Below are 19075 nucleotides of genomic sequence, written 5' to 3' on the forward strand. Positions count from 1 at the left end.
GCGGATGCACGAAACCACCACACTGCTCGTCGAGGTCGGCGCGCTGCTGCTGCTCCTCGGGCTCCTGGGCCGGCTCAGCCGGCGGTTCGGAGTCTCCCCGATCCCCCTGTACCTCCTCGCCGGCCTGGGCTTCGGCCACGGCGGCCTGCTGCCGCTCAACGCCAGCGAGGAGTTCTTCGCCGTCGGCGCGGAGATCGGCGTCATCCTGCTGCTGGTCATGCTCGGCCTGGAGTACAGCGCCAACGAACTGGTCGGCAACCTGCGCTCCGCCGCGCCGGCCGGGCTGATCGACGCGCTGCTCAACGCGCTGCCCGGCTTCGCGTTCGCGCTGCTGCTCGGCTGGGGCTGGGTGGCCGCCGTGGTGCTCGGCGGCATCACCTGGATCTCGTCCTCCGGCGTGATCGCCAAGGTCCTCGGCGACCTGGGCCGGGTCGGTAACCGGGAAACCCCGGTGATCCTCTCCGTGCTGGTCATCGAGGACCTGGCCATGGCGCTCTACCTGCCGCTGGTCACCGCGCTGCTGGCCGGCGTCGGGCTGGTCAAGGGCGGCATCGCCCTCGGCGTCGCGGTGCTCACCGTGGTCGTCGTCCTGGTGGTGGCAATCCGGTACGGCCACCTCATCTCCTCGGCGCTGTCCGCGAAGGACCCGGAGGCGCTGCTGCTCGGCGTACTCGGGCTGACCCTGCTGGTCGCCGGCGTCGCGGCCAAGCTCCAGGTGTCGGCGGCGGTGGGCGCGTTCCTGGTCGGCATCGCGCTCTCCGGGCCGGTGGCGCACCACGCGACCCAGCTGCTCTCCCCGCTGCGGGACCTCTTCGCGGCGGTCTTCTTCGTCTTCTTCGGCCTGGTCACCGACCCCCGGGACATCCCGCCGGTGCTGCTGCCGGCGCTCGCCCTGGCCGTGGTGACCATGGGGACGAAACTGCTCACCGGCTACCTCGCGGCCCGCCGGGCGGGCATCGCCGAGCCCGGTCGCTGGCGGGCCGGCTTCGCGCTGATGCCGCGCGGTGAGTTCTCCATCGTCATCGCCGGGCTGGCCGTCGCCGCCGGCACCGTCGAGCCTCGGCTGGCGGCGCTCGCCACGGCGTACGTGCTGGTCACGGTGGTGACCGGGCCGATGCTGGCGCGGCTGCCCGACATGGGCTGGTTCAAGGTCTGGCTGCGGCGGCGGGCCACGATCCGCCGGCCCGAACCGGTGCCGACCACCGACTGAGCGTGCCCCGGCCGGGTCGTCCGTACGGCTGACCCGGCCGGTCCGCCCGTTGTCGAATTGCTCCCGACAAGCTCTTCCGCCAGCCCGCCGGCGACGGTTACGGTTCTGCCCCAACGAGCCAGGGGTCCGCGGGTGGCCGGTTGCGCCCCGCGGGCGTAAGCGGAAGGTTGCCGGTGAGCGTGCAGGATTCGACGTTCCACGGCTTCGCCAACCCCGTCGACCCGTCGCCGACGGAGTTGCGGGCGTGGGCCTACCACCCGGACTCGGTGCCGCTGGCCTCGATGCCGCCCGACTGGGACCTGCTGGTCGCCGGCGACCACCTGGTGCTGACCCTCTTCGACCTGGCGATGGACCCGGCCTGCCCGGCCCGCCGGTTCGCCCTGCACTGCCTCTACATCTACGCGGCGGACGGCATCCGGACGAACTTCCGCGCCCACCCGAAGCGCCGCTTCCGCAAGCTGGTCGAGCAGGCCGAGCGGGAGGGCGACGAGCTGATGCGCAACTGGGCGCACAACAGCCGCGTGCTACTGGCCCGGCAGGACCTCTTCGTCTACCACGACTGGTGCGAGGGCGGCCTGGTCCGGGAGAACCGCCGGATCGGCTAGACCACCCGTCGGGATCACCCCGCCGCCCCGGTCCCCGGCACCGCCTCAGCTCGCGCCGATGCCCGCCACGGCGACCTCGACCGCGCGGCGCAGCTGCGCCAGCACGGGCTCGGGATCGCCGGCAAACATCTCGTCGACCTGCTCCGGCGCCTCCACCAGCGAGAGCATCGTGTTGACCACGGCGCCGACCAGCGCGCCGACCACGGCGGCCGCCTCCAACCGGTCCAGCCGGTCGGGAAACGCCGCGTGCAGTCGGACCGCCAGCCGCTGCTGGGCGGAGAGCAGCCGTTGCAGCGCCATGCCCTGCACGGCCGGCACCGAGAAGACCATGCGCAGCCGCACCGGCACCGCGCGGTCGAAGACCTGGCCGAACTGTTCGGCACGCGCGAAGACTGCGGCCATCGCGCGCACCAGGACGTCGACGGGTCTGTCGTCCGGACCCCGCTGGTCGATGACGGCGAAGGCCAGCGCCAGCCGGTCCTCGGTGTCCGCGAAGAGGATCTCCTCCTTGCTCGGGAAGTAGCTGAAGAAGGTCCGGGGCGACACCTCGGCCCCTGCCGCGATGTCGGCGATCGTCGTCTCGTCGTAGCCGCGTTCCTCGAAGAGCCTCAGCGCGGCCGTGATCAGCGCCTGGCGCGTGCGTTCCTTCTTGCGCTCCCGCAGCCCCGGACCGGTCGTCATCCCGACAGATTACTGCACCGCACGCTTTTCTTCATTGGTTGCAATTTTGCAGTCGCTGTGTTTTTCTGTCCCCATGGAACGCATCCTGGACCGGCTCGGCCGGGCCGCCGCCGGCCACCCGTGGCGCATCCTCGCTCTCTGGTTGCTGGCCGCAGCCGCCCTGCTCGGCCTGGGGCAGGCGGCCGGCGGCACCTTCGTGAACGACTTCCGGATCCCGGGTGCCGAGTCGCAGCAGGCCGCGGACCTGGCCCGCGCGGCCTTTCCGGAGTACGGGTCGGCCAGCGCCGAGGTGGTCTGGCACAGCCCCGACGGGGACCTGCGGGCAGCCGACCGGCGGGCGGCGATCGCGGCGATGACCACAGCGGTGCGCAACCAGCCCGGCGTCACCGCCGTCGAGGACCCCCTCGCCGGTCAGGGGGTCCTCAGCCCGGACGGGCGTACCGCCATCGGCACCGTCCGGTACGGCCCTGAACTCGCCGACCTCGGGCCGGCGGCGTATCACCGGCTCGACGCGGCGGCAGAGCAGGCCAGAGCGCGGGGGGTTGAGGTGACCTTCCGGGGGCTCGTCGTCGACCTGGCGTTCGAGCCCCGCACCGGCCCGGCCGAGGCGGTCGGTCTGGCCGTCGCCCTGCTGGTGCTGCTGGCGGCTTTCGGCTCGGTGGTCGCCGCCGGGCTGCCGGTCCTGGTCGCCCTCGCCGGGCTGGTGGTCGGCACCGCGCTCGTCCTGATCGCCAGTTCCCTGACCGAGATCCCCACCGCCGCACCGATCGTGGCGGTCATGCTCGGCCTCGGCGCCGGTGTCGACTACGCGCTCTTCGTCGTCACCCGCTACCGCGCGCACCTCGCCGACGGGCTTCCACCGGTCGCCGCCGCCGGACGGGCGGTCGCCACGGCCGGTCACGCCGTCCTCTTCGCGGGGGCGACCGTCGTGGTCGCCATCCTCGGCCTGCTCTTCACCGGCATCCCGTTCGTCGGCGCGATGGGGGTGGCCGCCGCGCTGACGGTGACCGCCATGATGCTCGCCGCCCTCACCCTCCTCCCCGCCCTCCTCGGCCTCCTCGGACCCCGCGTCAACCGCTGGGCTCTGCCCCGCCTCCGCCGAACCACCGCTGGCCGTTCGGCCGGACGGACCACGACGGTCGCGTCGGGACAGGCCTCCTCCCCGGACGCGAACCTCCTGCTCGACGCCACCGACGGTGGGTGGTGGGTGCGGTGGGGGTGGCGGATTGACGGGCGGCGGGTCGCGTACGGAGTGGGAGCGACGATCGTGTTGCTGGGGCTGGCGGCGCCACTGCTGACGTTGCGACTCGGGACGCCGGACGACGGGAACCAGCCGGACCGGTGGCCGCAGCGGCGGGCGTACGACACCGTGCAGCGGGAGCTCGGACCGGGGTGGAACGCCCCGCTCGTGCTGGCGGTGAGCCGCCCGACCGCCGACTCACTCGCCCGACTGACCGGAGCGCTCGCCACCGACCCCGAGGTTGCCCTTGCCACGCCACCGGTACGCAGCCCCGACGGCACGCTCGCGCTGCTCACCGTGGTCCCCCGGCACGCGCCGCAGGATCAGCAGGTCAGTGACCTGGTGCACCGGATCCGACGTACGGTCGGGCCGGCGGCGGCGTCCGACGGCGGGCGGGTGGCGGTCGGCGGCCAGACCGCGTACATGATCGACATGGCTGACTCGGTCACCGGCCGACTGCCCTGGGTGGTGCTCGGCGTGGTGCTGGCCGCCGGCCTGCTGCTGCTGGCGATGTTCCGCGCCCCACTGATCGCGCTGAAGGCCGCGGTGATGGCACTGCTCTCCATCGGGGCCGCGTACGGCGTGCTGGTGGCGGTCTTCCAGTGGGGCTGGGGCCTGTCCCTGCTCGGGATCGACCGGCCGGTGCCGATCATGTCGGTGGTGCCGATGCTGTTGTTCGCGATCCTCTTCGGACTCTCCATGGACTACGAGGTGTTCCTGCTCGCCTCGGTCCAGGAGGAGTACCGCCGCACCGGCGACCCGCACCGGTCGGTCGTGGCCGGACTGGCCGGCACCGGTCGCGTGATCACGGCGGCGGCGGCCATCATGGCGGCGGTCTTCGTCAGCTTCGCCACCATCGACGACACCCTGGTGAAGATGATCGGGATCGGGCTGGCCACGGCGGTGCTGGTGGACGCCACCGTGATCCGGGTGGTGCTGGCACCGGCGGTTCTCGGGATGCTCGGGCACCGGGCCTGGTGGCCGCTTCGGCGCCCGCCGGCCGACCAGCCGACCCCGGACCCGTCGACGGCATCCTCGGCCCCCGCCTGACCACCCCCACCGCGGCATCATCGCGTCCCGGCCCGACGCGGGACGGTGAACGGGCCGGGACCCCCACGCGGCATCACCGCGTCCCGGCCCGACGCGGGACGGCGAACGGGCCGGGACCCCCCGTGGGTCCCGGCCCGCACGTCGGCGGATCGTCAGCGTTCCGATCCACCCTGCTTCCGGCGTCTCGCTTCGACGCGCCCCTGGTCGATGCCGTGGTCGACCTGGTCGCTGAACCGGCCGTTCTTGATCTCGTCACTGAAGCGACCCTTGGTCACCCGGTCGAACCCCCGCCGGACGTTCTCGGCCACCTTGTCGAGCCGGCCCTCCGTCTGCTCCGCAACCTTCTTCGGCGATTCCGCCATGGCTCCCCCTGCCATCGGAGTCCGGATTGGGTTGGTTGGACCTGGTTCTGAGGCTAACCCAACCGGTCCGACCGTCGCCGGAGAAAAGCGAACTGGCGCCCGGCCAACGGGCCGGGCGGGGCCGGAGGTTCAGCGGTCCGGGGTACGGCGAGGGCGCCAGACGACCAGCGCCGTCGACGTGCGGTTGGTGGGCACCAGGTCGCCGCGCGGGAAACCGCCCAGCGACTCCAGCTCGGCGATCCGCCGGTAGGCGGCGTCCAGCTCCGCCTCCAGCCGGGCCACCCGCTGCTGCGCCTGCTCCAGCAGCCGCTCCAGGCCGATGATCCGCTTCACGCCGGCCAGGTTGATGCCGTCGTCCTGGCTGAGCCGCTGCACCTCGCGCAGCAGCACCACGTCGCGCACGCTGTAGCGACGCCCACCGCCGGCCGCCCGGCCGGCCTGCACCAGGCCCAGCCGGTCGTACTGGCGCAGGGTCTGGGGGTGCATCCCCGCCATCCGCGCCGCGACCGAGATCATCAGCACCTTGGCCTCGTAGGCAGGGTCACCCGAACCGACGAAATCGCCCGACATCCCGCTCACCTCCGCACCCGATCCACCGGTCAACCCACCCGACGCACCCGCGCGTCGAGATGTTCCCGAGCCGCCGGCGGGGTCTGCTCGGCGAACGACTCCAGCGTCGCCCGCGCCTCGTCCGACACCACCGCCGGCACCACCACGTCCAGCGTGACCAGCAGGTCAGCGGCCCGACCGTCACGCCGCACCACGCCCTTGCCCCGGGCCCGCAGCACCCGCCCGGACGGCGTACCCGGCGGCACCCGCAGGGTCACCGCGCCGTCGAGGGTGGGCACCCGCAGGTCGGTACCGAGCACCGCCTCGGCGAAGGTGATCGGCACGGTCAGGGTGAGATCGTCCCCGGTACGCCCGAACAGCTCGTCCGGGCGGACCTTGACCTGCACGAAGAGGTCACCGGCCGGCCCGCCCCGCTCACCCGGCTCGCCGCGCCCGGCCAGCCTGATCCGCTGGCCGTCGGCCACCCCGGCGGGGAAGCGGACGTTCAGCGTGCGGGTCTTGGTCACCCCGCCGGTGCCCTGGCACTCCGGGCACTTCTCCTCGACGACGGTGCCCACGCCCTGGCAGGTGCGGCACGGCTCGGAGAAGCTGAACGACCCCTGGTTGCGGGTGGTCACCCCGGCGCCGTGGCAGACCGGGCAGGCCGTCGGCCGGGTGCCCGGCTTCGCGCCGTCGCCGTGGCAGGTGTCGCAGACCCCCGGCGCGCGCAGCGTCAGCGGTACGGTCACCCCGCGTACCGCGTCGTCGAAGTCGAGCGCCACCTCGGTCTCCACGTCCCGGCCGCGGGCCGGGCCGCGGGGACGCGCCGGGGCACCCGCCCCGCCACCGCCCGAGAAGATCGAGCTGAACAGGTCGGTGAAGCCACCCCCGCCGAACCGGGTGTCGGCGCCACCGGCGGCACCGCCGCCGAAGAGGTCGGAGACGTCGAACGGCACCCCGCCGGGCTGCCCGGCACCGCGGGCGCCGCGCCGGAACGCGCCCGAGCCGAACAGCGAGCGCATCTCGTCGTACTCGCGGCGCTTGGCCTCGTCGCCGAGCACCGCGTACGCCTCGGAGACGGTCTTGAACCGCTCCTCGGCCTTCGGGTCACCCGGGTTGTGGTCCGGGTGCGACTCCCGGGCCAGCTTCCGGTACGCCTTCTTGATCTCGTCCGAGGAGGCGGACTTCTGCACGCCGAGCGCGGCGTAGTAGTCCTTCTCGATCCAGTCCTTGGAACTCACCGGTCCACCCCCTTCCGCCTGATGTGGCCCGGCCGCCCCACCCGCCGTCGTACGGCGGGCGGGGCGACCGGATGGTTCCGCACTATTCCGGGTCGGCGACCGCGACCAGCGCGGGCCGCAGCAGCCGCTCCCCGAGCTGGTAGCCCCGACGCATCACCTGGACGCAGGTCGGCTCGTCCACGTCGGCCGAGGTCTGGTGCGCGACCGCCTCGTGCCGGGTCGGGTCGAACGGGTCGCCCTGCTCCCCGAACGGGGTCAGCCCGAACTTGCCCAGCGCGGTGGTGAGCTGCTCGGCCACCGTGCCGAACGGCCCGACCAGGTCGCCGTGCTCGCGGGCCCGGTCCAGGTCGTCCAGGATCGGCAGCAGCGCGGCGAGCACCGAGCCGGTCGCCTGCTCCTGGACCAGACCGCGGTCGCGGTCCACCCGCTTGCGGTAGTTGGCGTACTCCGCCGACACCCGCTGCAGGTCCCGGGTCCGCTCGTCGAGCTCGGCCCGGAGGGCCTCCAGCTCGGCGCCGAGCGGGGCCACCGCGCCGCCGTCGACCGGCTGCGCGGGGGCGTCCACCACGGGCGGACCGGCCGGGATCTGACCCTCGACCGTCTCGACCTCGATCTCGTCGACCACGACCTCGGCCTCCTCCACCAGGCCCTCGGCCGGGACGTCCGCCCCGACGTCGGTGGCGGCGGGCGCCTCCTCGGTCTTGCCGATCTTGCGGTTGTTGCGGATGACGACCCGCGGCCCGTCACCGGCGGCCTGCTCGGCGGGCGCGGAGCCACCCGGCACCGACCCGGTGGCTCCCGGGTCGGCGGCTCGTGGCTTCTCCGTCATGCGACTACCTCGTTCTCTCTACCGTGAGTCCGGACCGGGGACGGACCGTCACTTCTTGTCCTCGTCCACGATCTCCGCGTCGACCACGTCGTCGGCGCCACCGGCCTGCGGGCCGCCGGCGGCACCGGCACCCGCGCCCGGGCCGGCCGCGCCCGGCTGCTCACCCTGCTCGGCCTGCTGCGAGTAGAGCAGCGAACCGGCCTGCTGGGAGACCTGCGCCAGCCGCTCGTGCGCCGCCTTGATCTTCTCGATGTCCTGGCCGCCGAGCGCACCGCGCAGCTCGCCGAGGGCCTCGTTGATCTGGTCGCGGTTCTCGCTGGGCAGCTTGTCGCCGCTCTCGGCGAGGAACTTCTCGGTCTGCCACTGGAGCGCCTCAGCCACGTTGCGGGTCTCGGCGTCCTCGCGGCGGCGCTTGTCCTCCTCCGCGTGCTCCTCGGCGTCCCGGCGCATCCGCTCGATGTCGTCCTTCGGCAGCGAGGAGCCGCCGGTGATCGTCATCTTCTGTTCCTTGCCGGTACCGAGGTCCTTGGCGTGGACGTTCACGATGCCGTTGGCGTCGATGTCGAACGCGACCTCGATCTGCGGCACGCCGCGCGGCGCCGGCGGGAGGCCGGTCAGCTCGAAGGTGCCGAGCTTCTTGTTGTAGGCCGCGATCTCCCGCTCGCCCTGGAACACCTGGATCAGCACCGACGGCTGGTTGTCGTCCGCCGTGGTGAAGACCTCGGAGCGCTTGGTCGGGATGGTGGTGTTGCGCTCGATCAGCTTGGTGAAGATGCCGCCCTTGGTCTCGATGCCCAGGCTCAGCGGGGTCACGTCGAGCAGCAGGACGTCCTTGACCTCACCCTTCAGCACACCAGCCTGGAGAGCGGCGCCGACGGCGACGACCTCGTCCGGGTTGACGCCCTTGTTCGGGTCGCGGCCGGTGAGCTGCTTGACCAGGTCGGTCACGGCGGGCATCCGGGTCGAACCGCCGACCAGGATCACGTGCTCGACGTCGGAGATCTTGATCCCGGCGTCCTTCACGGCCTGCTCGAACGGGCCCTTGCAGCGGTCCAGCAGGTCCTGCGTCATCCGCTGGAACTCGGCGCGGCTGAGCGTCACGTCCAGGTGCAGCGGGCCGGCCGCGCCGGCGGTGATGTACGGCAGGTTGATGTTGGTGGTGGTGGCGGCGGAGAGCTCGATCTTGGCCTTCTCGGCGGCCTCGCGGAGCCGCTGCAGGGCCATCTTGTCCTGGCCCAGGTCGATGCCGTGCTCGCCACGGAAGGTCTTCACCAGGTGGTCGATGATGCGCTGGTCCCAGTCGTCGCCACCGAGGTGGTTGTCACCGCTGGTCGACTTGACCTCGATGACGCCCTCGGCCAGCTCGAGCAGCGACACGTCGAAGGTGCCGCCACCGAGGTCGAAGACCAGGACAGTCTGCTCCTTGGAGCCCTTGTCCAGCCCGTACGCCAGGGCGGCCGCGGTCGGCTCGTTGACGATCCGCAGCACGTTGAAGCCGGCGATCTCACCGGCCTCCTTGGTGGCCTGGCGCTGGCCGTCGTTGAAGTAGGCGGGGACGGTGATCACCGCGTCGGTGATCTGCTCGCCCAGGTACGCCTCGGCGTCCCGCTTGAGCTTCATCAGCGTCCGCGCCGAGATCTCCTGCGGGGTGTACTTCTTGCCGTCGATGTCGACGGACCAGTTGGTGCCGATCTCCCGCTTGACCGACCGGATGGTCCGGTCCGGGTTGGTCACCGCCTGGCGCTTCGCGACCTCACCGACGAGCACCTCGCCGTTGCGGGCGAACGCGACGATCGACGGGGTCGTCCGCGAGCCCTCAGCGTTGGCGATGACGGTGGGCTCACCGCCCTCGAGAACGCTGACGCAGGAGTTCGTCGTGCCGAGGTCGATACCGACCGCACGTGCCATCTTCGCTTCCTCGCTTCGTAACGTTGAGGCAGGTCACGGGCCTGCCTGGCGGGCCGCCCGCAGCGACCGCACCACAAGTTGAGTGAACTTGACTCAATAGTGCCACGCCGCCGGTAATCCGCAAGTCGGGGTTGAGCCGACCCGACGCAACCCGACCGTTATTACCGTCCGGTTGTCTTCCCTTGCATCGGTCGGGCACGCTTTAGCGGTGACGACGAAAGGCGATCCCGCCACCCGGTCCGGCGCGCCCCCCGTCGCCGCCCGCACCGGGTCGCCGGACGCCGCCGAGGCTGCCCCCGGCACCACCGCCGACGGCCTCCAGGCCGCGCTGACCGGGCTGCGGGCCGCAATCGGCGCCGCCCGCTTCCCGCTGGCCCTGCCGTCGGCCGAGCCGGCCCGGCGTACCGCCTCGGCTCTGGCCGACCAGCTCGACGACTACCTGCTGCCCCGGCTGGCCCGGCTCGACGCGCCGCTGCTGGTGGTGGTCGGCGGCTCCACGGGCGCCGGCAAGTCGACCCTGGTCAACAGCCTGGTGCAGGCCCGGGTGAGCGCCGCCGGGGTGCTCCGCCCGACCACCCGCTCCCCGGTGCTGGTCTGCAACCCGGCCGACTCCGCCTGGTTCCGCCAGGGCGAGCTGCTGCCCGGCCTCACCCGCACCACCCAGCCGAGCGAGGACCCGCGCACCCTGCACCTGGTCACCGCGCCCGCGCTCCCCGCCGGGCTGGCCTTCATCGACGCCCCGGACATCGACTCGGTGGTGGACGCCAACCGGGCCCTCGCCGGCCAACTGCTGGCCGCCGCCGACCTCTGGCTCTTCGTCACCACCGCCGCCCGGTACGCCGACGCCGTCCCGTGGGAGCTGCTGCGCAGCGCCCGGGCCCGGGGCGCGGCCATCGCCATGGTGCTCGACCGGGTGCCGCCGGAGGCCGCCGACGAGATCGCCGCCCACCTGTCGGAGATGCTCGCCGCGCAGGATCTCGGCGCCGCGCCGCTGTTCGTCCTGCCCGAGACCTGGGTCGACGGCCAGGGCCTGCTGCCGAACAAGGTCACCGCGCCGCTGAGCGCCTGGTTCTCCCGGCTGGCCGCCGACGCCGAGGCCCGGGCCGCGGTGGTCCGGCAGACGCTGGACGGCGCGCTCGCCTCGCTGTACCCGACCGTCGAGGCGCTGGCCGAGGCGGCCGACGAGCAGGTCGCCGCCGCCGACGCGCTCGACGAGCGGGTCCGGGCCGCGTACCGGGGTGCGCAGCGCACCGTGGAGGAGGGGCTCAAGGACGGCCGGCTGCTCCGCGGCGAGGTGCTGGCCCGGTGGCAGGAGTTCGTCGGCACCGGCGAGTTCTTCCGGACGCTGGAGGCGCGGATCGGCCGGGTGCGCGACCGGGTGGTCGCCGCGATGACCGGACGCCCCGCCACGCCCGCCACCGAGCTGCGCAACGCCATCGAGTCCCAACTGGTCACCCTGCTGCGCGGGGTCTCCTCCGAGGCGGCCGAGCACGCGTACACCGCCTGGAAGGCGCACCCGGCCGGGGCGGGGCTGCTCGAACCGGGGCTGGCCCACCCCTCCGACGACCTCTCCGAGCGGGCCGAGCGCCTGGTCCGGGACTGGCAGCGCGGGGTGCTGGAGCTGGTCAAGGCCGAGGGGGGCGACCGGCGCTTCGTGGCCCGCACCGCCGCGTACGCGGTCAACGCCACCGGTCTCGCCGTCATGATCGCGGTCTTCGCCTCGACCGCGTTCATCCCGACCGGCCTGGAGGTCGCGACGGGTGCCGGCACCACCGTCGCCGCGCAGGCCGTGCTCCAGGCGATCTTCGGCGACCAGGCCGTGCGTACCCTCGCCAACAAGGCCCGGGCTGACCTGCTGGACCGGGTCCGGGCGCTGCTGGACGAGGAGGCGGCGCGCTACCTGACGCGCACCGACGAGGCCCGGCCCGGCGGGGACGCCGGGGCCGAGCTGCACCGGGCCGCGTCCCGGGTCGAGGTGGCCCGGCACCGCAGCGGCCTGGCCGACGGCGACGGCCCCGGCCTGCCCGCCCCGAGCGGTGACCGCCGATGACGGGCATCGTCGGCCGGATGCGCGAGGCGTTCCGGGGCGAGCAGCGGGTGGACGCCGACGACCTGGTGGCCCGCCTCGACGCGGTACGCCGTTTCCTGGCCGCCGTGGACGGCCAGGTGCCGGACTCCCGCCTGGTCACCGCGCACACCCTGGTCGAGCGGGCCGGCACCCGGCTGGCGCTCTCCCGCGACCACACCGTGGTGGCGCTCGCCGGCGCCACCGGCAGTGGCAAGTCCAGCCTGTTCAACGCGCTGGCCCGGCTGGATCTCTCCCCGGTCGGCGTGCGCCGCCCGACCACCGGCGTGGCGCACGCCTGCGTCTGGGGCCGGCTCGACGGCGCCAACCGGCTGCTCGACTGGGTCGGCGTGCTGCCCCGGCACCGGTTCGTCCGGGAGAGCGCGCTGGACGCCGACGACGAGACCGGCCTGCACGGGCTGGTCCTGCTCGACCTGCCCGACTTCGACTCGGTGCAGCGGTCCCACCGGCTGGAGGTGGACCGGCTGCTGGGCCTGGTCGACCTGGTGGTCTGGGTGGTCGACCCGCAGAAGTACGCCGACCGGGTGATCCACACCAGCTACCTGCGCGAGTTCCACCGGCACCGGGACGTGACCCTGGTCGTGCTCAACCAGGCCGACCGGCTGTCGGCGACCGAGCTGCCCCGGGTCCTCGACGACCTGCGCCGGCTGCTCGACGCCGACGGGCTGGACGGCGTGCCGCTGCTGGCCACCACGGCGGTCCACCCGGGCGGCTTGACGGGGCTACGGGAGGCGCTGGAGCGGGCGGTCTCCGAGCGTCAGGCGTCCCTGCGCCGGCTCTCCGGCGACGTGGACGCCGTCGTGGCCGGGCTGGGCGAGCTGGTGGTCACGGACGTCCCCCGCGACGCCCCGGACGAGGACACGGTCCGTTCGCTGGACCGGGCCCTCGCCGGCGCGGCCGGGGTGCCGGCGGTGGCCGACGCCGTCCAGGGGGCGTACCGGCACCGGGCCGGCGGCACCACCGGCTGGCCGGTCGTCCGGGGCTGGCGCCGGCTGCGACCGGATCCGCTGCGCCGGCTGCACCTGCCCGGCCCGGCCGCCGGGGCCGACCGGCCGGAGGAGAGCCTGGTCGCCGCGACCTCGGTGCCCGACCCGACCGCCGCCCAGCGGTCCGCCCTCGGGCTGGCCATCCGCGCGGTCGCCGACCGTTCCGGCGCCGGCCTGCCCGCGCCCTGGCCGGACGCGGTCACCACGGCCGCCCGGTCCCGCCTGGACGATCTGCCGGACGCGCTGGACCGGGCGATCGCCGGCACCGACCTGGGCATGGACCGCCGGCCGCTCTGGTGGCGGCTCGTCGGTGGCGTCCAGTGGCTGGTCACCCTCGCCGCGCTGGCCGGGCTCGGCTGGCTGCTGCTCGGCTACGCGCTGCGCGCGCTCGGGCTGCCCGCCCTGGAGTACCCGCGGGTGGGCGAGGTGCCGCTGCCGACCCTGCTGCTGCTCGGCGGCCTGCTCGCCGGGCTGCTGGTGGCCGCGGTGACCCGGCCGGTGATCCGCTGGGCGGCCCGGCGGGCCCGGCAGCGGGCCGAGAAGCGCCTCAGCGCCGCGGTGGCCGGGGTCGGCGACACGTACGTCCTCAGCCCGGTACGGGCCGTCCTCGACCGGTACGGGCAGGCCCGGGACGCGCTGCGCGACGCGGCCCGGTGAGGCCGGCCCTCGGCACGGGTGTCCCGGCGGCCGTCGCGGCGTAGGGTCGGACCATGGCCACGCCACAGACCCCCTACGACGCGGTGCTGCACGCCGCCCGCGACGTGACGAGGCTGGACACCGCCCTCGACGCCGAGATGCTCGGCGCCGCCCTGCTGGGCAGCGTCTACGCGATCGCCGAGACCGACCGGGAGCGGGCGGTACGGGAGTTCGTCGCCGGCTTCCTGGCCGCCACCTCGCGCCGCCGGACCGCCGCCGCGACCACCATCCGGTCGGTCTTCGCCGCGCTGGTGCCGGACGCGGAGGGCGCCGCGAAGGTCCGCCCCGGCACCCAGGCCCCGGCCTGGTCCGGCCAGCTCGGCCGGGTGCACCTCACCGGCGCCTGGTCGTACGGCGACGTGTACGGCGACCAGACCTCCTACCTCGCCACCTTCGCCTACGACGACGCGACGGGTGGTCCGGAGCACGCACTGGTGGCGCTCGTCGACCACAACATCGGCATCACCAAGGACGTCTTCGTGGGCGGCCCCGCCGAGCGGATCCTCGAACAGGTCCGGCAGATGTGCGCCACGGACGACCTGACCTGGTTCCGCGAGGAGGACCCGGCCCGGATGCACGGCGAGGTGAGCCGGCACCTGACGGTCACCGACGACCTCGGCGACCTGCCCGGTGAGGGTTCGATCGCCACCGACCGGGCCCTGGTCGGCGCCCGGCTGGCGGTGCTGCCCGGCGCGCCGGCGGACACGCTGACCTGGGACGCCGAGCCGCTCACCGGGGAGGAGCGCACCGAGCTGGTGCGGGCCTTCCTGGCGTCGCCGGAGGCGGTCCGCGCCGGCCTGCACGCGCTGGACGGCGACGCGGAGCTGGCCTCGCTGCACTTCTGTCTGGGCCTGCTCTTCGACCACGCGGCGAGCTTCCCGGACGCCGACCCGCTGCGCTGGAGCCCGGCGGTGGCGGGGCTGTTCCTGCTGGACTGGGTGCACCGCCGGGCCGTGCTGGACATGGACGACGCGGCGATGCTGCCCCGGGTGCTGCGCGCCTGGACGGCCTTCGCGGGACATCGGCGCGGCCTGCCGGAGCAGGCCGTCAGCCGGACCGACGAGGCGATCGAGGAGCTGGTGCCGGAGTTCGCCCGGCTCTACAGCACGGGTGAGCGGCGCAGCCCGGCCACCGCCGCGGTGGCGCAGCTGATGGCGGACGGGGTCGACCCGGACGACCCGGCCGCGCTGGACGCCTGGATCGAGGCGAACCGGCAGCGCCTCGGCGACGACACCCCCTGACCGGTCACGCCGCGCTCAGCGCAGCGCGGCGTAGACCAGGCCGGCGACCAGACCGCCGACCACACCCCCGACGACCACCTGCGCGACGGTGTGGTCGCGCAGCCGTACCCGGGACCAGCCGGCCAGGGCCGGCAGCGGCGCGGCGGCGAGCATCCGGGGGCCGAAGGTCAGCGCCAGCACGACCACCGCGCCGGCGGCAACCGCGGTGTGGATCGACATCTTCCACCAGTGGCTGACGGTCACCGCCACCACCAGGCCGACCACCCCGGCGGCGACCAGGGCGAGCACCGGCCGGGGGGCGCCGAGCGCCGCGAGCAGCGCCAGGCCGGCGGTGGCCGAGGCCAGGCCGAAGAGCAGGGGTACCCGCCGCTGGTCGCGGACGCCCACGTGGTGGTCGGTCAGGCGGCCGCGCCGCACCCCGCCGAGGATGTACGCGAACGGGATGCCGCTGGCGAAGACCGAGGCGAGCAGCGCCCAGCCGAGCCCGTGCGCGCCGCCGGCGCCGTGCCAGCCGACCGCGACGGTCAGCAGGGTGACCAGCACGGCGGGGGCGGTCACCTCGGTAAGCAGCCGGGCCAGCCGGGTCAGGGGTCCGGGCGGTACGACGACCCGGCGGAGCCCACCGTCGTCACCGCCCCCGTCGATCCCGCTCAGCTCCCCGTCCCCGATCCGTCCCGTCCGGCCCCGCCGCGGGCCGGTTGCGCCGGCGGCGGGCGTACGGCCCGGTCAGCTGGCGTCGCCCGTCACCGTACCGTCCGGATCGGGGGCGTCGTGGCTGGTCGGCGCGGGCGCCGCCGGCCGCTGCGGGGCCGGGCTCGGGGAGGTCTCCGGGAACTTCGGCGGACGGGCGGTGGGCGACGGCGGTCGGACCGGCGGTCGGGCGGCCGGACGCCGACGCGGGCCACCGGTGGCGGCGGTGGCGGCGGGGCGCGGCGCGGCGGCCGGCGACGGGGGCGGTGGCGGGGTACGGGTGGGGGCCACGTTCGGCGCGGGCGTCGGGGTCGGGGTCACGGTCGGCTCGGCCGTCGGGGTCGGCGTCACGGTCGGCTCGGGGTCGGGCGACGGCTCGGGCGAGTCGGTGGCGGTGGGCTCCGCGCTGACGGTGGGCGTCGGGTCCGGCGGCGGCTCGGAGAAGGTGCTGCTCGGCTCGGCGGTCGCGGTGGACCCGGGGGTCGGCGAGCCGGCCGGCGTGGGACGGGGTGCGGGGGCCGGTGCGGCGGTCCGGCCGGGCGCGGGCGGGGTGGGCCGTGGGGGCGGGGGCGGCGGCAGCGGGCGCCGGGCCGAGCCGGGAGCGGCCGGGGCCGGTCCCGCCGGCGCGGCCGCGGGCAGCGCGGGCAGTGGCGGCCCGAGCGGGACCAGGCTGACCGCACCGGGCCCCGCGGCGGGGACGGCGGCCGGCGGGTATCCAGGCCCGGCGGACGGCGGCGCGGGCTGGCCGGTGGCGGGCAGCGGGACCACCACCGGGCCGTCGGAGGGGGTGGGCAGGAACGGGGTGCTGCCGTCGGGGAGCGCGCTGCTGCCGACGGTGGCGGAGCCGGTGCTGAAGGCCGCGAGGATCGGCATGGACGCCGTGCCGGCGAGCAGGGCCACGGTGAAGAGGTAGCCGCGGCCTGGGCCGGCCGGCCCGGGGGCGCGGTGGGACCCGATCATCCGCCGGTAGCCACCACCGGAGCGGTGTCGGCCGAGCATGGGAGCGGGAGGACCGTCACCTGACTCGGACACCGCACAACTCCCTCGTCGTTGATTTTTGGGCAACCGGGCACCGGCGGGCTTTCTAAACGGACATACGGCTTGAAACGCCCTACCTGCATCCAGGTCAGCTTGGACCAGTGACGCTCAGTTCACCAGGGACCACAGCGTGTCGACACACAAAATGTCCGTCGCCATGAATCTTCCAAGGGACAAATACGTCGATGCGTCGCGAAGACGACGGAACGGGACCGGCGAGGGAGGCCATACTGTGGGACCGCTCACCTCCTCTGCAATCATTCAGGCACGACGGCAACGCAGCCGGCCTCCGCGCACCCCGCGGCAGGCGCGGTTCGGCGCCGGCGCTCCCGAACCGGGTTCCTCCCCGAATCCGGCTCACCGCCGCGCGGCAACCCTCACCGGGGCTAGGCGCGGCCGCCAGGAACCAGCCCGGCACCGGCCGGGCCGGCGTACGAGTTGCGCGGACGGGTCACCCCCGGCGCCGACGCAGACACGACAGGGAGAGACGGATGGCAAAGGGCGACCCCGGGGTCACCAGCCGCGGCCGGCGGGCCGCACCCCGGTCCAAGCGCACCGCCGCGGCGGGCGAGCCGGAACTCGTACAGCTGCTCACCCCCACCGGTGAGCGGATCGACAGCGCGATCGGCCCGGACGGGACCGAGTACCGCGTCGACTTCACCGACGAGGAGTACCGCGGGCTCTACCGCGACCTCGTGCTGGTCCGCAAGCTCGACGCCGAGGCCACCGCGCTGCAGCGCCAGGGCGAGCTGGGCCTCTGGGCCAGCCTGCTCGGCCAGGAGGCCGCGCAGGTCGGTTCGGGGCGCGCGCTGCGTACCCAGGACATGGCCTTCCCGACCTACCGTGAGCACGGCGTCCTCTACTGCCGGGGCATCGACCCGATCATGCCGCTCGGCCTGTTCCGCGGCGTCGACCAGGGCGGCTGGGACCCGAACGAGTTCAAGTTCAACATGTACACGATCGTGATCGGGGCGCAGACCCTGCACGCGACCGGGTACGCCATGGGTGTCGCCATGGACGGCAAGACCGGCACCGACGACGGCGAGGCGGTGATCGCCTACTTCGGCGACGGCGCCACGAGCCAGGGCGACGTCAACGAGGCGTTCGTCTGGGCCAGCGTCTTCAACGCGCCGCTGGTCTTCTTCTGCCAGAACAACCAGTACGCCATCTCGGAGCCGCTGGAGCGGCAGACCCGCGTCCCGCTCTACCAGCGCGCGGATGGCTTCGGCTTCCCCGGCGTCCGGGTGGACGGCAACGACGTGCTCGCCTCGTACGCGGTGACCCGGCACGCGCTGGACAACGCCCGGCTCGGCCAGGGCCCCAGCCTGATCGAGGCGTACACCTACCGGATGGGGGCGCACACCACCTCCGACGACCCGACCCGCTACCGGATCGCCAGCGAGGTCGAGGCCTGGCAGGCCAAGGACCCGATCGCCCGGATGAAGGCGTTCCTGACCAACCAGCAGATCGCCGACGCGGACTTCTTCGCCTCCGTCGACGAGCAGGCCCGCACCGAGTCGGTGCACCTGCGCGAGCGGGTGCTCGCCATGCCCAATCCCGAGCCGGTGTCGATGTTCGACCACGTCTACCCCACCGGGTCCCCCGAGCTCGACGAGCAGCGGGCGCAGTTCAGCAAGTACATGGAGTCGTTCGAGGGGAGCGCCCACTGATGGCCACGGAGACGCTCACCCTCGGCAAGGCCCTCAACACCGGTCTGCGCAAGGCCCTGGAGAACGACCCCAAGGTCGTCATCATGGGCGAGGACGTCGGCAAGCTCGGCGGCGTCTTCCGGATCACCGACGGGCTCCAGAAGGACTTCGGCGACCAGCGGGTGATCGACACCCCGCTGGCCGAGTCCGGCATCATCGGCACCGCGGTCGGCCTCGCCATCCGCGGCTTCCGCCCGGTCTGCGAGATCCAGTTCGACGGCTTCGTCTACCCGGCGTACGACCAGATCGTGTCGCAGGTGGCGAAGATGCACTACCGCTCGCAGGGCAAGGTCCGGATCCCGATGGTCATCCGGATCCCGTACGGCGGCGGCATCGGCGCGGTCGAGCACCACTCCGAATCGCCCGAGGCGTACTTCGCCCACACCGCCGGTCTGAAGGTCGTCACCTGCGCCAACCCGCAGGACGCGTACTCGATGATCCAGCAGGCGATCGCCTCGGACGACCCGATCGTCTTCCTGGAGCCCAAGCGGCGCTACTGGGAGAAGGGTCCGGTCGACCTGGACGCCCCGCTCGCGGACGCGTACCCGCTGCACTCCGCGCGGGTGGCGCGGGCCGGCACCGACGCCACCGTGCTGGCGTACGGCCCGATGGTGCGGACCTGCCTGGACGCGGCCACCGCCGCCGCCGAGGACGGCCGGCAGCTGGAGGTCATCGACCTGCGCACGCTCTCCCCGCTGGACCTGACCGCCGCGTACGAGTCGGTCAGGCGCACCGGCCGCTGCGTGGTCGTGCACGAGGCCCCGGGCAACCTGGGCCTGGGCTCGGAGATCGCCGCCCGGATCACCGAGGAGTGCTTCTACTCCCTGGAGTCCCCGGTGCTGCGCGTCACCGGCTTCGACACCCCCTACCCGGCCAGCCGGGTGGAGGAGGAGTACCTGCCCGACCTCGACCGGGTGCTCGACGCCGTCGACCGCACCTTCGGCTGGTGAGCGC

Annotated in this window: 16 protein-coding genes; 8 read left to right on the plus strand and 8 right to left on the minus strand. The window is 74.0% G+C overall.

Going from position 1 to position 19075, the window contains the following annotated elements:
* The first annotated feature begins 4 nt into the window (after positions 1-4).
* Both GA0074696_RS02140 and GA0074696_RS02145 read left to right on the plus strand, forming a co-directional pair.
* Complete coding sequence (locus GA0074696_RS02140; RefSeq protein ID WP_088959528.1) at positions 5-1210, plus strand: cation:proton antiporter; 1206 nt, start codon at positions 5-7, stop codon at positions 1208-1210.
* A gap of 173 nt (positions 1211-1383) precedes the next feature.
* Entirely contained in the window at positions 1384-1815 is a 432-nt protein-coding gene (locus GA0074696_RS02145; RefSeq protein ID WP_088959529.1) for a hypothetical protein, read from the plus strand.
* A 45-nt stretch (positions 1816-1860) separates the two neighbouring features.
* On the opposite strand, the gene GA0074696_RS02150 is transcribed toward GA0074696_RS02145, so the two are convergent.
* Complete coding sequence (locus GA0074696_RS02150; protein WP_088959530.1) at positions 1861-2496, minus strand: TetR/AcrR family transcriptional regulator; 636 nt, start codon at positions 2494-2496, stop codon at positions 1861-1863.
* A gap of 73 nt (positions 2497-2569) precedes the next feature.
* Between GA0074696_RS02150 and GA0074696_RS02155 the strand changes: the two genes are divergently transcribed.
* On the plus strand, positions 2570-4786 hold the full coding sequence (locus tag GA0074696_RS02155) for an MMPL family transporter (RefSeq protein WP_088959531.1): 2217 nt from the start codon (positions 2570-2572) through the stop codon (positions 4784-4786).
* Positions 4787-4938: 152 nt separating this feature from the next.
* Here GA0074696_RS02155 and GA0074696_RS02160 read toward each other — a convergent pair whose 3' ends face one another.
* From GA0074696_RS02160 to dnaK, 5 genes are all read right to left on the minus strand, one after another.
* The gene (locus tag GA0074696_RS02160; protein WP_088959532.1) at positions 4939-5148 is read right to left on the minus strand and encodes a hypothetical protein; all 210 of its coding nucleotides are present in this window, start codon (positions 5146-5148) and stop codon (positions 4939-4941) included.
* Between the two features lie 129 nt (positions 5149-5277).
* Positions 5278-5718, minus strand: a complete 441-nt coding sequence (locus GA0074696_RS02165; RefSeq protein WP_088959533.1) for a heat shock protein transcriptional repressor HspR — start codon at positions 5716-5718, stop codon at positions 5278-5280.
* 29 nt (positions 5719-5747) lie between these two features.
* Positions 5748-6938 carry a molecular chaperone DnaJ gene (gene dnaJ / locus GA0074696_RS02170; protein ID WP_088959534.1) on the minus strand — a complete coding sequence of 397 codons (1191 nt, stop codon included), beginning with the start codon at positions 6936-6938 and terminating at the stop codon, positions 5748-5750.
* 82 nt (positions 6939-7020) lie between these two features.
* A complete protein-coding gene (gene grpE, locus GA0074696_RS02175) occupies positions 7021-7767 on the minus strand; it encodes a nucleotide exchange factor GrpE (RefSeq protein WP_088959535.1) in 747 nt (248 codons plus the stop codon).
* Positions 7768-7815: 48 nt separating this feature from the next.
* Positions 7816-9675 carry a molecular chaperone DnaK gene (gene dnaK, locus GA0074696_RS02180; protein WP_088959536.1) on the minus strand — a complete coding sequence of 620 codons (1860 nt, stop codon included), beginning with the start codon at positions 9673-9675 and terminating at the stop codon, positions 7816-7818.
* A gap of 208 nt (positions 9676-9883) precedes the next feature.
* Here dnaK and GA0074696_RS02185 point away from each other — a divergent pair, with 208 nt between their 5' ends.
* The 3 genes from GA0074696_RS02185 to GA0074696_RS02195 are packed head-to-tail and all read left to right on the plus strand — an operon-like array spanning position 9884 to position 14684.
* On the plus strand, positions 9884-11725 hold the full coding sequence (locus GA0074696_RS02185) for an ABC transporter (protein ID WP_088959537.1): 1842 nt from the start codon (positions 9884-9886) through the stop codon (positions 11723-11725).
* The gene (locus tag GA0074696_RS02190) at positions 11722-13404 is read left to right on the plus strand and encodes a GTPase (RefSeq protein ID WP_088959538.1); all 1683 of its coding nucleotides are present in this window, start codon (positions 11722-11724) and stop codon (positions 13402-13404) included. The genes GA0074696_RS02185 and GA0074696_RS02190 overlap by 4 nt, the downstream gene beginning before the upstream one ends.
* Positions 13405-13457: 53 nt before the next feature.
* Positions 13458-14684, plus strand: coding sequence for a hypothetical protein (locus GA0074696_RS02195; RefSeq protein ID WP_088959539.1), 1227 nt, complete (start codon positions 13458-13460; stop codon positions 14682-14684).
* Between the two features lie 15 nt (positions 14685-14699).
* Here the strand turns inward: GA0074696_RS02195 and GA0074696_RS02200 are convergent, their stop codons facing one another.
* Positions 14700-15242: a phosphatase PAP2 family protein gene (locus GA0074696_RS02200; protein ID WP_231925230.1), complete on the minus strand. Its 543-nt coding sequence runs from the start codon at positions 15240-15242 to the stop codon at positions 14700-14702.
* A 168-nt stretch (positions 15243-15410) separates the two neighbouring features.
* Positions 15411-16406, minus strand: a complete 996-nt coding sequence (locus GA0074696_RS02205; RefSeq protein WP_157745760.1) for a hypothetical protein — start codon at positions 16404-16406, stop codon at positions 15411-15413.
* Positions 16407-16903: 497 nt separating this feature from the next.
* Between GA0074696_RS02205 and pdhA the strand changes: the two genes are divergently transcribed.
* On the plus strand, positions 16904-18082 hold the full coding sequence (gene pdhA / locus GA0074696_RS02210; RefSeq protein ID WP_088959542.1) for a pyruvate dehydrogenase (acetyl-transferring) E1 component subunit alpha: 1179 nt from the start codon (positions 16904-16906) through the stop codon (positions 18080-18082).
* Positions 18082-19071, plus strand: coding sequence for an alpha-ketoacid dehydrogenase subunit beta (locus tag GA0074696_RS02215; protein WP_088959543.1), 990 nt, complete (start codon positions 18082-18084; stop codon positions 19069-19071). The genes pdhA and GA0074696_RS02215 overlap by 1 nt, the downstream gene beginning before the upstream one ends.
* Positions 19072-19075: the final 4 nt, after the last annotated feature.

This window comes from Micromonospora purpureochromogenes, assembly GCF_900091515.1.
GTDB classification, from domain to species: domain Bacteria; phylum Actinomycetota; class Actinomycetes; order Mycobacteriales; family Micromonosporaceae; genus Micromonospora; species Micromonospora purpureochromogenes.